Raw genomic sequence first — 14,349 nt, 5'->3', positions numbered from 1 at the left:
TTGAAGTGTCATGTTTAATAGCCAGTTTGCGTTCGACTCGATTCCCGCTTCGTTCATTCCCTTTAGCTCAAGCTTAAGGAATAGCCTTCAGATCTAAAATTCTACATTCTACATTCTACATTCAGAGGTTAATCCCAACAAAAGATAGAAACGGAGCTTATTAAAATTTATCATTCAAGAGCAAAATACTTGCTTATATTTGAATGCTTCCCCTTAAATATTTGTTTTATAGGATAAAGTCGATAATTCTACATTCTACATTTTACATTCTACATTCTATATTCTACATTCTACATTCCTCATTCTACATTGAAATGAAACATACCTACCCCATAACTGGCATGAGTTGCCAAGGCTGCCGAAGTCACGTTGAAAAAGCCTTAAACTCCGTAGAAGGGGCCAAAGCTACCGTTGATTTGGAAAAAGCCGAAGCCATCATTGAGTTGGAACATCATATTTCCACCGACGTTTTTGAAAAGGCTTTGCAAGCTAGCGGGGGAAATTACCACATTGGTCAAAATCCCCAAACTTTGTTGGCCAAACCAAAACCCGTAGCCATTCAAGGGGCTTTATATTATTGTCCCATGCATTGTGAGGGAGATAAAACCTATGCTAAACCTGGATCTTGCCCTATTTGTGGCATGGATTTGGTCGCTCAAGCAACTGGTATCGAAGATGAAAATAGTACCTATCAGAACTTATTATTTAAATTAAAAATTGCCATTGCATTTACCTTACCCATTTTTGTTATTTCCATGACGGATATGATTCCTGGAAACCCTTTATTTCAATGGGCCTCCATGAATACCTGGAATTGGGTGGAGCTTGCCTTATCTATCCCTGTCGTATTTTATGCTACTTGGATGTTTTTTGAACGGGCTTGGCAATCATTGATTAGTCGGCATTTCAATATGTTTACCTTAATAGGCATTGGCGCTGGCGCTGCTTGGTTGTTTTCGCTCATTGCTCTCTTTTTTCCATCCATTTTCCCCCATCAATTTCATTCGCATCATGGTACTGTTTATGTGTATTTTGAAGCAGCTACTGTGATTTTAACCTTGGTTTTATTAGGTCAGGTACTTGAAGCTAGAGCTCATGGTAAGACTAATGCAGCTATCCGGGAATTATTGAAACTAGTACCCAATGAGGCGACATTGATTAAGGATGGCAAAGAAGTTATCGTTTCGATTGACCAAATCCAAGTTCAAGATTTAATCCGCGTGAAGCCTGGGGAAAAAATTCCTGTAGATGGACATATTCAGGATGGTCATGCCTCCATTGACGAATCCATGATTAGCGGGGAGCCTATTCCTGTGGATAAACAAGCTGGAGATATCGTGAGGGCAGGTTCCATTAATGGAAATACGAGTTTTGTACTTCAAACAGATAAAATTGGGGCAGATACTTTATTATCTCAAATTATTGAATTGGTACACCGAGCAAGTAGTTCTAAAGCGCCCATTCAAAAAATGGCCGATACCATTTCTTCCTATTTTGTACCCGCTGTTGTGCTTTCCTCGCTTTTAACCTTCATGGCTTGGGCCTTGTTGGCCGATGAAAATGCATATACTTTTGCCTTTGTGAATGCTATTGCGGTGCTCATCATCGCTTGTCCATGTGCCCTTGGCTTAGCCACACCGATGTCGGTGATGGTAGGAGTAGGGAAGGGTGCCCAACATGGTATATTGATTAAAAATGCCGAAGCTTTGGAAAAATTAGCTGAAGTCAATGTGGTGATAATCGATAAAACTGGAACCGTGACTGAGGGCAAGCCTTCCCTGGAAAAAATGTTGGTCAGTTCAGAGGAAATAATCGAGAGGGATGTCTGGCAAAAAATAGTATCACTGAATTCGCTGAGTGAGCATCCTTTGGCTAAAGCTAGTGTCAATTTTGCTAAGAATTTGGGAATTACGGCCATCAAAGTCGATCATTTTGAAGCCTTATTGGGTAAAGGGGTATTGGGGCAAATTGCAGGGAAAACCTACGTCATAGGAAATCATAAATTGCTAGAGGAGCGCCGTATCAATATTCCAGTGGATTTGTTCAAGCAGGTGATTGCGGAGCAAAAACTTGGTAAAACGATTTCTTACTTTGCGGATGAAAAAGAAGCTCAAGCGGCTTTGGTTATTAGCGATAAAATCAAAGAATCCAGCCAGCAAGCTATTCAAGAACTACAATCCGAAGGTTTACAAGTGATTATGCTGACAGGGGATAATCAAGAAACGGCTGATTTGGTGGGTAAAAAACTGGGATTAGACGCTTGGAAAGCACAGATGTTGCCTCAGTCGAAACTGGATGAAATTGTTCGTTTGCAAGCCGAAGGTAAAAAAGTAGCTATGGCAGGAGATGGCATTAATGATGCACCTGCCCTATCTCAGGCGGATATTGGAATAGCTATGGGAACAGGAACTGACGTGGCCATAGAAAGTGCGGAGATAACCCTCATTAAAGGAGATTTACGGGATATTGCTAAGGCTAGAAAATTAAGCCAAATGGTCATCCGTAACATTAAGGAGAATTTGTTTTTTGCCTTGGGATACAACGTATTAGGCATTCCCATTGCGGCAGGAGTTCTGTACCCATTTTTCGGCACACTTTTATCCCCGATGCTCGCCGCCCTCGCCATGAGCTTTAGCTCCGTGTCGGTGATTTCGAATTCCTTAAGGTTGAGGGGGAAAGCGTTATGATGTAGAATGTAGAATTAGGAATGTAGAATATAAAATGTAGAATGTAAAATGTAGAATGTAAAATGTAGAATGTAGAAAGGTGCTCTGAAATCAATTTACAGTTTTAATTCAACTCTATCGAAATGTGTTGAATGTCGAGAATAGTATCCTAAAAAATTCTTCATTCTACATTCCTAATTCTACATTACCATTTACTCCGGCACATACTCATCACTATGCCCCATCAAGTGATTACCACCTAACCAATTCGGGAAAATTTGGTAGTGTTTATCTTTGATTAGACTCATAACAGTATCCCGCAATTCATTCAAATTGCTTTTTTGTTCTGCCGAAATAAATACCGTTTTAGGTTGGTTGGTCTGCCAGTGAGTTTGCTTCAAGAACTGAGTTACTCGGTCCATTTTACTTAATTCCGGTTCGCCATCTTCATTCAAGGCCGCTCCTTCAAAGAATACATCTTCCACCGGGAATAAATCAATCTTATTGAAAACTAAGATTGTTGGCTTGTCACCTGCGCCCATTTCATTCAAAATCCCTTGAACAATCTCAATTTGCTCCTCAAAGTTTGGATGCGAAATATCCACCACATGCAATAAAATATCCGCTTCTCTTACCTCATCCAAGGTCGATTTAAAAGATTCAATCAATAGGGTAGGGAGCTTACGAATAAATCCTACCGTATCCGTTAATAAGAACGGAATACCTTCCCAACTCACTTTACGCACGGTAGAGTCTACCGTAGCAAATAATTTATTCTCCGCAAAGACATCCGCTTTGGCCAACTTTTGCATCAAGGTCGATTTACCTACGTTGGTATAACCCACCAAAGACACACGCACCATACGGTCACGGTTCTTACGCTGAGTAAAGGTTTGTCGGTCTATCGCCTCCAACTTTTCTTTCAAAAAGGCTATGCGGTCATTGGCGATACGTCGGTCAGTCTCCAATTCCTTCTCACCCGGTCCACGCATACCCACACCACCACGCTGCTTGGATAAGTGAGACCACATACGGGTCAAACGTGGAAGCATGTATTGGTACTGGGCCAATTCCACTTGTGTTTTCGCTTGTACCGTTTTGGCCCTTTGTGCGAAAATATTCAAAATCAACAAACTGCGGTCCAAGACTTTCATCTCCTTGCCGCATATCGAAATCTCATATTCAATATTTCTAACCTGAGATGGGCTTAAATCATCATCAAAGATGATCATATCCACATCTTTGTCAATCACATAACGAATCACATCCTCTAATTTACCTTTACCCACATAGGTACGGTTATCTGGCTTAGCTAAATTTTGTGTAAAGCTATGCAAAGTCAACACCCCTGAGGTAGAGGCTAAAAATGCTAACTCGGCTAAGTATTCTGCCGTTTGTTGTGCATTCTGTTTTTGCGAAGTCACGGCCACTAAAACGGCGGTTTCTTGCTCTTTATTGGTACTATATCCCTTTTCTTCTCCCATATATAAGCTAAAAAAAGCCTTCCCGTTAAGAAAGGCTTTTTCAAATTAAGCAATTCTATTTTATAAGCTCTTAATTAATTTCTCATTAAGCGCTACGTAATCGTCATTTTTTTGGGCTTTCGCCAATTCAATGGATTTCAAAGCCGTTGCTTTGGCACCCGTTTTGTCACCCATTTTCGCTTGAATCTTCGCTTTTAAATGGAAAACCCAGAACGCAGTAGGGTTAGCCGCTGTCGCTTTACTAGCCCACTCCAAAGCCTTGTTCAAATCACGACCCGTCTCAAAATAATAAGAAGCCGATTCAAAATAAGGTTTGTTGTCTGCATTCATCACTTGATCAATGGAAGCCGCAATCTTGGCATCAATCTCCGTTTCTATTGGAATAGAAACTGTTGTTTTTTCCCATGATATCTGAATAAACATCTTATTGGCAGCAACTAGTTCAAATTGGTATGCCAAAGATTCCACCGGGTACTGTAAAGTAGCTGTTGGAACCGTAGTGCTTAACACATTTTCCTCTGGATGATAATTAAAAACTCCATTAGTTCCTTTGTTGAAGATAATCTCCCATGATTTTTCAGAAGGATTGATCATCAATTGGTAAGAACCTGCTTTCAAGGTTTTTCCCTGAATTTTGACATCTTCTCCAAAAGTTATTTTAGTAGGAGCATTGGCCCCTGCTCTCCACAATTTTCCAAAAGGCACGATATCACCAAATATCTTACGTCCGCGAAGAGCAGGACGGGAATAAGTGATCTCTACCGAAGATAAAGAAAACTCTTGTTTGATGGTTTGAGATGGACTAGGAGTAGGAACTTTGAATGATTGTGCCTGAGCACTCATTCCTAAAGTAGCCAAAACCAACACTAAAAGTATCTTTTTCATAGGATTAAGCAGATAAAGCCTCAGCACCACCCACAATCTCAAGGATTTCGTTGGTGATAGCGGCTTGACGTGAACGGTTATATTCTAATTTCAATGCTTTCAATAATTCACCCGCATTATCCGTAGCTTTATCCATAGCCGTCATACGAGCACCATGTTCTGAGGCATTGGACTCTAATAAGGCTCTGAAAATAGAAAGCTTAATGGATTTAGGAATCAATTCATTGATGATTTCCGCTTCAGATGGCTCAAAAATATAATCCACAGCGGAAGGTTTTACATCACCAGTATTGCTTTCTTGCAAAGGCAATAATTGTTCAGTACGAATGATTTGTGTTGCTACGTTTTTGAATTCGTTGAACACAATTTCAACTACATCATATTGTTTTTCTTCAAAACCAGCTAATACTTCTTCTCCAATCAAACGAGCATTGCCAAAGTTTAATTTAGTATAAATATCTTGGTGAGCAGTATTGATTTTATACCCTCTACGACCCAAATATTCACCCCCTTTTTTACCTAATGGCAATATTTCAACACGTCCAGCCTGCTGCAAAGCCGCATATTTTTGTTGAATCAAAGCAATGGTTGCTTTACCAATATTCGCGTTAAAAGCGCCACACAAACCACGGTCAGAGGTCACCACTAAAATCAATACGTTTTTAATTTCACGTACTTCAGTAAATGGATTTTCTTTTCCTGCATCCGTACGTCCTGAAACAGTCGCTATCATTTCTGATAACTTTTTAGAATAAGGACGCATTTGGACAATGGCATCTGTAGCACGACGCAACTTCGCTGCCGAAACCATTTTCATAGCTTTGGTGATTTGCTGCGTCGAATTAACTGAAACGATTCTATTTCTTACTTCTTTTAAGGAAGCCATACCATTCTAATTTTTTATACTGCGTATTTAGCTGCTACTTCATTTCCTACACGCTTCAGTGTAGCCGTCAAGGTATCATCAAATTTACCTGCTCCTAAAGCATCCAATGTAGCTTTTTCGGTAGCACGTAATACTTGAATAAAATCTTTTTCAAATTCACGTACTTTCTCCACTGGTACTTTATCTAAATTACCAGTAGTAGCTAAGTAAATCATCGCTACCTGATCTTCTACACGTTGTGGAGAGAATTGTGGTTGCTTCAACATCTCTAAGTTACGACGACCACGGTCAATCGTTAATTTAGTAGAGGCATCCAAATCAGAACCAAACTTAGCAAAAGCTTCCAATTCACGGAATTGAGCTTGATCTAATTTTAAGGTACCCGCAACCTTCTTCATCGACTTAATCTGCGCATTACCTCCTACACGTGATACCGAGATACCTACGTTAATCGCTGGACGAATACCTGCGTTGAATAAGTTAGACTCTAAGAAGATCTGACCGTCCGTAATTGAAATTACGTTGGTAGGGATATAAGCAGAAACGTCACCCGCTTGAGTTTCAATGATTGGAAGGGCTGTTAAGCTACCACCACCTTTTACCAAGTGCTTAATAGAATCTGGTAGGTCGTTCATCGACTGAGCAATAGCATCAGAAGCATTGACCTTAGCAGCACGCTCTAATAAACGAGAGTGAAGGTAGAATACGTCTCCTGGATAAGCTTCACGTCCTGGTGGGCGACGAAGTAACAAGGAAACTTCACGGTAAGCTACGGCTTGCTTAGAAAGGTCATCATAAACAACCAAAGCAGCACGACCTGTATCACGGAAGAATTCACCAATGGCAGCACCTGTAAACGGAGCGTAGAATTGCATTGGAGCTGGATCAGCCGCACTCGCCGAAACGATTACCGTGTAATCCATAGCACCTGCTTTACGCAAGGTTTGCTCAACTTGTTTGATGGTAGATGCTTTCTGACCAATGGCTACATAGATACAGAAAACAGGCTCTCCCTTATCGTAAAATTCTTTTTGATTGATAATGGTATCGATACAAACAGCTGTCTTACCTGTTTGACGGTCACCAATAACTAACTCACGCTGACCACGTCCTACAGGAATCATGGCATCAATCGCTTTAATACCTGTTTGAAGAGGTTCTGTTACTGGCTGACGGAAAATTACACCTGGCGCTTTACGCTCCAAAGGCATTTCGTATAAATCTCCAGTGATTGGACCATTTCCATCGATAGGCTCACCTAAAGTGTTCACTACACGACCTAAAATGCCATCACCTACTTTAACTGAAGCAATTAATTTGGTTCTCTTTACGGTATCACCCTCTTTTACCAAAGTGGATTCGCCCAATAATACGGCTCCCACGTTGTCTTCTTCTAGGTTCAATGCCAAGGCTTTCAATCCGTTTTCAAATACGATCAACTCACCTGCTTGTACATTGGATAGCCCGTAAATACGAGCCACACCATCACCCACTTGGAGTACGGTACCTACTTCTTCTAATTCTGCTTGGGTCTTAGCCTGAGATAATTGCTCCCTAAGGATGGCTGAAACTTCGTCTGGTCTTACTGATGCCATGTTAAAATGGAGTTTTCTGGGATGTTAAATACTTATTTTGAACTAAATTTTCGGGTGCAAAATTAGTTATGAAATTTCAATATTCCCATAACTTCTGCAAAAAATGTATGAATTCATAAGACTTTTTTTAGATACATACCGTTAGGTCAATATAGACTCCGTTAAATGGCGTTAAAATAATTGAGAAAGAGCCATTTTTCTGTATCTTAGAGGCTTTGTTTGACTATATTAATAAATTCTATGAAATTTCCTTTGATTCGATTAACTACTATTCTTACTCTTACTGTTCTTACTTTTTCCACTTTTGCTCAGACAAAACCTGCTGCCAAAGCTAAAGTAGCTACTAAACCTGCTGCCTCAGCTCCTAAGGCTAAAGCCGCTCCACATGCAAGCGCTCATTTTGCTAGCACGCTTGATTCTGTTTCATATGCTGTTGGTGTGTTGGTTGCTCAAAATTTTAAATCACAAAATGTGGTTTTAAATCCTGAGACCGTTGCCAAAGGTTTTGCCGCAGCTACACAAGGTAGTACTTTAAGTCTCAGCGAACAAGAATGCCAAAAAGTAGTTAATAACTTTATGATGCGTAACCAGGAGAAACAAATGGCAGAAGGAGCCAAACAATTTTTGCCTAATAAAGAAGCTGGAGAAAAGTTTTTAGCAGAAAATAAAAAGAAACCAGGCGTCAAGGTTACTCCTAGCGGTTTACAATATGAAATCATAAAAGCTGGAGATGGTCCTAAGCCAACATCCTCTGATAAAGTTAAAACACATTATCATGGAACTCTGATTGATGGTACCGTGTTTGATTCCTCAGTAGATCGTGGAGAGCCTATCTCTTTTCCAGTAACAGGTGTTATTCCTGGTTGGGTAGAGGCTTTGCAAATGATGCCGGTAGGTTCTAAATGGAAATTGTACATTCCTCAAGAATTGGCCTATGGTATCCGCGGTGGTGGAGCAGCCATCAAACCTTACTCTGCTTTAATTTTTGAAGTAGAACTTATTGCTATTGAAAAATAATAAAACACAGCACGGTATATGAAAAAGATACTGCCTATTCTAATCCCTCTATCACTTTTGGTGGTATTGTTTTTACACGGCAAAAATCAAACATCCTTTCCATCGAACAATACGGTGGTTTATCAAGATGGAGATTTGCAACCCACAGACACCCAACGTAAAGTGGAGAGATTGGTCTTTGGTATCTTGAGTAATTACCATTACCGTAAAATTCCGGTAAACGATTCCTTATCATCCAAAATTTACGATGCCTACCTGAAAGAACTTGATCCCAACAAAGTATTCTTTCTTGCTTCTGATATCGATGAATTGGAGAAATACCGTTTAACGATCGACGATCAATTGAATGAGGGTGATTTGACATCCGCCTTTGCTATTTATAACCGCTACCAGCAACGAATGAAGGAGCGTTATGCCTACATTGATCAGATTCTACAAAAATCACCTGACTTTACCATCGATGAGAATTACCAGCCAGGTAGAGAGAAAGCCAAATTCGCTGCTTCCAAGGAAGAGTTAAATGATTACTGGCGTAAAGACATAAAAAGACAATTGTTGGATTGGAAAATCTCTGGAAAAGCGGATACTACGGCCCTGCGCGAGTTGAAAGAGCGTTACAAGCGTTCTGAAAAATACATGGCTCGTACGCGCTCTGAAGATGTATTTCAAGTTTTCATGAATGCTTACACCGAAAGTATTGATCCGCATACCTCTTACATGATTCCGCGTACAGCTCAGGCATTCAATACGGATATGGCTCAGAGTTTTGAAGGTATCGGTGCTACACTTCGTTTAGAAGGGGATTACGTAACGATTCAAGACTTGATTCCAGGTGGACCTGCATTTCGTAGTAAACAAATCAATCCCAAGGACCGCATCGTAGGAGTTGCACAAGGGGATGATGGAAGTTTCGTTGATGTGATTGGATGGTTCACCGATGATGCCGTGAAATTAATTCGTGGGCCTAAAAATACCGTAGTTCGATTGAAATTATTGCCTGCTGGTAGTGGAACAGGTGCCCCAACTTCTGAAGTTCGTTTGGTTAGGGAGAAGATTAAATTGGAAGAACAAACGGCTAAAAAAGAGATTTTGACCTTTAACCAAGGAGACAAAAAAATGAAGTTGGGACTGATTACGATCCCAATGTTCTACCGTGATTTTGAGGGCGCTCGTAAAAGAGAATCCGATTTCAAATCCACTTCAGCTGATGTAAAGAAATTCTTAACTGAGTTCAAAGCAGAAGGAGTAGATGGCCTAATCATCGATCTACGTAATAATGGGGGAGGATCTTTAATTGAAGCTGTTGATTTAACCGGTTTATTCATACCAAAAGGTCCAGTGGTTCAAAGAAAACAGTCGGATGGCCGTATTAGCCAAGAAGTAGATAAAGACCCAGAACAGTTTTATGATGGACCAATGGCGGTATTGATTAATCGTTTCTCTGCTTCTGCATCAGAAATTTTTGCTGCGGCTATTCAAGATTATAAGCGAGGAATTATCGTAGGTGAGCAATCCTATGGTAAAGGAACTGTGCAGTCGGTGGTTGATTTAGATAATTACATGAACAACGAGAAAGAACCTGTAGGGCAATTGAAAATTACCCTAGAGAAATTCTATCGCATCAATGGTAGCTCCACTCAGCATAAAGGGGTGAGTCCGGATTTTGCATTGCCTTCTGCATTTTCCGCAGAGGAGTTTGGAGAAAGTTCACAGCCAAGTGCATTGCCTTGGGATATGATTTCACCAACCAATTATCAAATTACTTCCAACATCAACCCAGGCTTAATCAATAAGATGCAGGCTAGTTTCCAAGCTCGTTTGAAATCCAAACCAGATTTAATTAAGCTGAAAGATGATTTTGAGCGTTGGAAAAAAATCAAAGAGCAGAATTCTATTTCCTTACAAATAGATAAGCGTAAAAAGGAGCTAGATGAGCAAAAGAAAAAGCCAGATGAGTCACAAGCTGTCATGGAAAATATTGCGGGCTCAGCGGCAGATTCTCCAGAAACAGAAAAAGATAAGAAAGCATCCACTGCTGATAAACATGCTAAAGATGTGTATTTGAAAGAAACTCAACAATTATTGGCGGATTGGGTTTTAGGGCCTTTACCTACCAAAGTAGCGGCAAAAACACCAGCTAAAAAATAATGGCTGATTTAGAGAAAATATTAGAACAGTCCCTACCTCTGGTTCGGGAAACAGGCCAATGGATCCAATCCATGGTGAACCAGATTGCGATTGAGCAAATTCAATATAAAGGCAAAAATGACCTCGTTTCATTTGTGGATCAAACTGCCGAAGCGCGTTTGAAAGAAGGTCTTGCTGCCATTTTTCCCGAGGCTGGATTTATTGCTGAGGAGTCAGCTTCTGATTTTTCGGATGTTGGAGATGGCTATTATTGGGTGATTGATCCTTTGGATGGCACTACTAATTTTTTGCATCAATTGCCCATTTACGCTGTTTCTGTTGGTTTAATCTATCAAAAACAGCCCATTTTAGGCATGATTTATGAGCCTAATCGGGATGAATTATTTTATGCTATTAAGGGGCATGGGGCACATTTAAATGGTTTGCCGATACATGTTTCCTTTCAAGCTAGTTTAGAGAAAAGCTTATTAGCTACCGGATTCCCTTATCATGATTTCTCTTATCAAGACAAGTATTTGGCCTTATTAAAGGAACTCATGCAGAAAAGTCATGGTTTACGTAGAATGGGTGCAGCGGCCATCGATCTGGCCTATACTGCTTGTGGTCGCTTTGAAGGCTTTTTTGAAGCTAATTTGAAACCATGGGATGTTGCTGCCGGTAAAATTATCATAGAAGAAGCAGGAGGGAAGGTAACTAATTTTTCTGGTGCTGAGGATGTTATTTTTACGGGTCAAATCATAGGTGCAGGGGCTATTTTTGAAGAATTTTTAGGAACTTTGCAAATGCATTGGGAAAACTAATAGACAAATGGAAAAGATCATCATCAGTCTCGTATTTGTTGGAGCGCTATTTTATTTAGGGAGATTAGTCTATCGGATGTTTTTTTCCAAAGAAGTGGGTTGTGCCAAAGGTTGTGGAACTTGTTCTGCCATGCCCACGGAAACCAACAATCCTGTATAAGCTTTGAAAGAAACATCCAGCGGTAAGATCGTCGACCTGCAAATCATTCGCAGAATTTATGGATTTATTGTTCCATACAAATTCCGATTTTGGTTATTGGTATTTCTAATTCTATGCATGGCTGGTGTATCACCCGCTATTCCTTTGCTTATACGTTATACCTTAGATCATTATGTGGATATTGCCCACATTCAAGATCTTTTACGCATGTTTTTTATCATGTTGGCCGTTTTGTTCCTGCAAACCGGTTTGCAGTTTTCTACCAGTTATTTAGCCGGTTATTTAGGTCAAACCGTAATACGCGACATTCGTGTGACTCTGTATCAAAAAATCATTAATCTACGTTTAGCTTTTTTTGATTCTACACCCATTGGAAGATTGGTAACGAGAACTGTTTCTGATATTGAAACATTGAACGACGTGTTTTCAGAAGGTTTGGCTTCTATTGCCGGTGATTTATTGCAATTGTTTTTGATTGTAGCCGTCATGTTTTATACGGATTGGCGCTTGACCTTAATTATTTTGGCTACCGTTCCTTTCATGGTTTTATCCACCTATATTTTTAAAGAACATATCAAAAAATCTTTCAACGAGGTACGTTTGGCGGTAGCTAATCTCAATTCCTTTGTTCAGGAGCATATTTCAGGAATGATGATAGTTCAGTTATTTCATGCTGAAAAAAGGGAAATGCTGAAGTTTCAGGAAATTAATAAAGAGCATAGAGATGCCAATATTAAAAGTATTTGGGCCTATTCTGTGTATTTTCCCGTAGCGGATGTGATTGCAGCTGTGGGGACAGGATTGGTGGTGTGGATGGCATCTACATATATATTGAAGGAACAACAAAGTGTAGGTACTTTGACTGCCTTTATTATGTTTATCAACCTGTTTTTTAGACCTATTCGGATGTTGGCCGACCGATTCAATACCTTGCAAATGGGGATTGTTTCTACCGAAAGGATTTTAAGCTTATTGGATTCCAAGGATTATATTCAAAATAATGGTACCCATTTGGCGGATAAATTGGAGGGTAAAGTTGAGTTTAAAGACGTGACTTTTGCCTACAATGAACCCGAGTGGGTAGTGAGAAATGTTAGTTTTGAAGTGGAGGCAGGAAAGACGCTCGCCATTGTGGGTGCTACGGGAGCTGGCAAATCTTCCATTATTGGTTTGCTGAGTAGAATGTATGATTGTCAATCAGGTACAATAATGATTGACGGTACGGCATTGACCGACTATGAAATAGGAAGTTTACGGAAAAATATTGCTGTGGTTTTACAAGATGTTTTCTTGTTTAGTTCGACCATTGCCTATAATATTAATTTAGGCGATGAATCCATCTCACAAGAAAAGATGGAGGAGGCAGCTAAAGCGGTAGGTGTACATGAATTCATTATGTCTTTGCCGGGAGGCTATCAATATCAAGTGATGGAACGAGGGGCCACGCTTAGTGTGGGTCAAAGGCAATTGATTTCTTTTGTTCGGGCTTTGGTACATGATCCTAAAATCATCATTTTGGATGAGGCTACATCGTCGGTGGACTCGGAAACTGAATTGATGATTCAAGAGGCTATTGCAACTTTAATGAAAGGTCGCACGGCCGTGGTGATTGCCCACCGTTTATCGACAATCCGACATGCTCATCAGATTTTGGTGATGGAAAAAGGGGAGATTAAAGAAAGAGGAAATCATGAAAATTTGATTAAAAAGGACGGTTTATACGCTCAATTATACCATTTGCAATTTAGTAAAGCAGTTTAATTCGGAGGTACGCACAATTATGATTATCTTTGCGCTCTTATGAAGTTGAAAAATTTAGGATTGATTCTTTTCGTAGCCCTAATAGGCTTAAGTTCTTGTGGAAAATTTGAAAAATTCCGTAAGAGTGCTAGTGTGCCTATTAAATACAAAGCTGCGGTTGATTATTACAAAAAGAAGGATTTTGCCAAGGCTGGTATTCTTTTTGATGAGATTTTACCTTTATTAAAAGGTGATTCTACGCAAGAATTAGCCACTTTTTATCAAGCTTATTGTGATTTTAATACGGGAAATTATACGCTTGCCAATTCGCATTTTAAGAAATTTGCAGAAGTCTTTTCTCGTAGTGAATATGCAGAGGAGGCTATATACATGTCTGCTTTTTCTTTATACAAAGATTCCCCAAATTATAATTTGGACCAAACGGGAACTTTGTCGGCCATCAATGAAATTCAGAGTTATTTAAATAATTATCCTGACACCAAGTTTAAGGAAGAGTGTAGCAATATCATTAAGGAATTAAGGAAGAAATTAGAGCGTAAGGCCTATGAAAAGGCGCGTTTGTATTATAAAACCTCACCTTTTAACATTGCGACATTAAAATCATCTGTGATTGAGATAACCAATTTCCAACGTGATTTTCCTGATTCGGATTATAATGAGGAAATGGCTTATTTAAAGGTATTATCTCAATTTGAGTTGGCCAATAGTACCATTGAAATAAAACAAAAAGAACGTTATGCTGATGCTTCTAAGTTTTATTTGGAGCTGGTGGATAAATACCCCAACAGTAATTATCTGAAATTGGCTGAGAAGATGTATACCAAAAGTATCGAAGAGGTGGCTCGTATTACCAAATTGGAAGACGAGTACAAAGCTGCTGTCGAAAAGGAGAAGGCAAAAACATCCAAATTGGCCACCAGTCCTCAGTAGTTTTTACCAAAAAATTA

11 protein-coding genes are annotated in these 14,349 nt (G+C 39.7%); 7 read left to right on the top strand and 4 right to left on the bottom strand.

The features are described from left to right. Nucleotides 1-314: 314 nt before the first annotated feature. Nucleotides 315-2,687 (top strand): heavy metal translocating P-type ATPase, encoded by a 2,373-nt coding sequence (locus SKC36_RS03945; RefSeq protein WP_459453224.1) that lies wholly within the window; start codon nucleotides 315-317, stop codon nucleotides 2,685-2,687. A 191-nt stretch (nucleotides 2,688-2,878) separates the two neighbouring features. Here the strand turns inward: SKC36_RS03945 and hflX are convergent, their stop codons facing one another. Genes hflX through atpA form a run of 4 tightly spaced genes read right to left on the bottom strand, consistent with a single transcriptional unit; the run spans nucleotide 2,879 to nucleotide 7,516 of the window. Next, complete coding sequence (gene hflX, locus SKC36_RS03940; protein WP_459464718.1) at nucleotides 2,879-4,150, bottom strand: GTPase HflX; 1,272 nt, start codon at nucleotides 4,148-4,150, stop codon at nucleotides 2,879-2,881. A 60-nt stretch (nucleotides 4,151-4,210) separates the two neighbouring features. After that, on the bottom strand, nucleotides 4,211-5,035 hold the full coding sequence (locus SKC36_RS03935) for a DUF2911 domain-containing protein (protein ID WP_459464716.1): 825 nt from the start codon (nucleotides 5,033-5,035) through the stop codon (nucleotides 4,211-4,213). Nucleotides 5,036-5,039: 4 nt separating this feature from the next. After that, nucleotides 5,040-5,921: an ATP synthase F1 subunit gamma gene (gene atpG / locus SKC36_RS03930; protein ID WP_459464714.1), complete on the bottom strand. Its 882-nt coding sequence runs from the start codon at nucleotides 5,919-5,921 to the stop codon at nucleotides 5,040-5,042. A gap of 14 nt (nucleotides 5,922-5,935) precedes the next feature. Beyond that, a complete protein-coding gene (atpA, locus tag SKC36_RS03925) occupies nucleotides 5,936-7,516 on the bottom strand; it encodes a F0F1 ATP synthase subunit alpha (protein WP_459453220.1) in 1,581 nt (526 codons plus the stop codon). 240 nt (nucleotides 7,517-7,756) lie between these two features. Here atpA and SKC36_RS03920 point away from each other — a divergent pair, with 240 nt between their 5' ends. From SKC36_RS03920 to SKC36_RS03895, 6 genes are read left to right on the top strand one after another with little or no spacing between them, the layout of a single operon-like run. Beyond that, complete coding sequence (locus SKC36_RS03920) at nucleotides 7,757-8,533, top strand: FKBP-type peptidyl-prolyl cis-trans isomerase (RefSeq protein ID WP_459464712.1); 777 nt, start codon at nucleotides 7,757-7,759, stop codon at nucleotides 8,531-8,533. A gap of 18 nt (nucleotides 8,534-8,551) precedes the next feature. Continuing rightward, nucleotides 8,552-10,681 carry a carboxy terminal-processing peptidase gene (locus tag SKC36_RS03915; RefSeq protein WP_459453218.1) on the top strand — a complete coding sequence of 710 codons (2,130 nt, stop codon included), beginning with the start codon at nucleotides 8,552-8,554 and terminating at the stop codon, nucleotides 10,679-10,681. Beyond that, on the top strand, nucleotides 10,681-11,481 hold the full coding sequence (locus SKC36_RS03910) for an inositol monophosphatase family protein (protein WP_459453217.1): 801 nt from the start codon (nucleotides 10,681-10,683) through the stop codon (nucleotides 11,479-11,481). Before SKC36_RS03915 ends, SKC36_RS03910 begins: the two co-directional genes overlap by 1 nt. Before the next feature lie 7 nt (nucleotides 11,482-11,488). Next, entirely contained in the window at nucleotides 11,489-11,641 is a 153-nt protein-coding gene (locus SKC36_RS03905; RefSeq protein ID WP_459464710.1) for a FeoB-associated Cys-rich membrane protein, read from the top strand. A gap of 3 nt (nucleotides 11,642-11,644) precedes the next feature. Further along, complete coding sequence (locus SKC36_RS03900; protein ID WP_459464708.1) at nucleotides 11,645-13,402, top strand: ABC transporter ATP-binding protein; 1,758 nt, start codon at nucleotides 11,645-11,647, stop codon at nucleotides 13,400-13,402. Between the two features lie 39 nt (nucleotides 13,403-13,441). Then, entirely contained in the window at nucleotides 13,442-14,332 is an 891-nt protein-coding gene (locus SKC36_RS03895) for an outer membrane protein assembly factor BamD (protein WP_459453214.1), read from the top strand. Nucleotides 14,333-14,349: the final 17 nt, after the last annotated feature.

The sequence above is a fragment of the Aquirufa sp. OSTEICH-129A genome (genome assembly GCF_054558355.1).
The sequence above is the reverse complement of the archived record's forward strand: the minus strand, read 5'-3'. Positions and strand labels throughout refer to the sequence as shown.

Bases quoted from the DNA above. Each gene is read 5' to 3' on its own strand.
- atpG (WP_459464714.1), bottom strand. From the start codon at position 5,921: ATGGCTTCCTTAAAAGAAGTAAGAAATAGAATCGTTTCAGTTAATTCG.
- atpA (WP_459453220.1), bottom strand. From the start codon at position 7,516: ATGGCATCAGTAAGACCAGACGAAGTTTCAGCCATCCTTAGGGAGCAA.
- SKC36_RS03910 (WP_459453217.1), top strand. From the start codon at position 10,681: ATGGCTGATTTAGAGAAAATATTAGAACAGTCCCTACCTCTGGTTCGG.
- SKC36_RS03920 (WP_459464712.1), top strand. From the start codon at position 7,757: ATGAAATTTCCTTTGATTCGATTAACTACTATTCTTACTCTTACTGTT.
- hflX (WP_459464718.1), bottom strand. From the start codon at position 4,150: ATGGGAGAAGAAAAGGGATATAGTACCAATAAAGAGCAAGAAACCGCC.
- SKC36_RS03915 (WP_459453218.1), top strand. From the start codon at position 8,552: ATGAAAAAGATACTGCCTATTCTAATCCCTCTATCACTTTTGGTGGTA.
- SKC36_RS03945 (WP_459453224.1), top strand. From the start codon at position 315: ATGAAACATACCTACCCCATAACTGGCATGAGTTGCCAAGGCTGCCGA.
- SKC36_RS03905 (WP_459464710.1), top strand. From the start codon at position 11,489: ATGGAAAAGATCATCATCAGTCTCGTATTTGTTGGAGCGCTATTTTAT.
- SKC36_RS03895 (WP_459453214.1), top strand. From the start codon at position 13,442: ATGAAGTTGAAAAATTTAGGATTGATTCTTTTCGTAGCCCTAATAGGC.
- SKC36_RS03935 (WP_459464716.1), bottom strand. From the start codon at position 5,035: ATGAAAAAGATACTTTTAGTGTTGGTTTTGGCTACTTTAGGAATGAGT.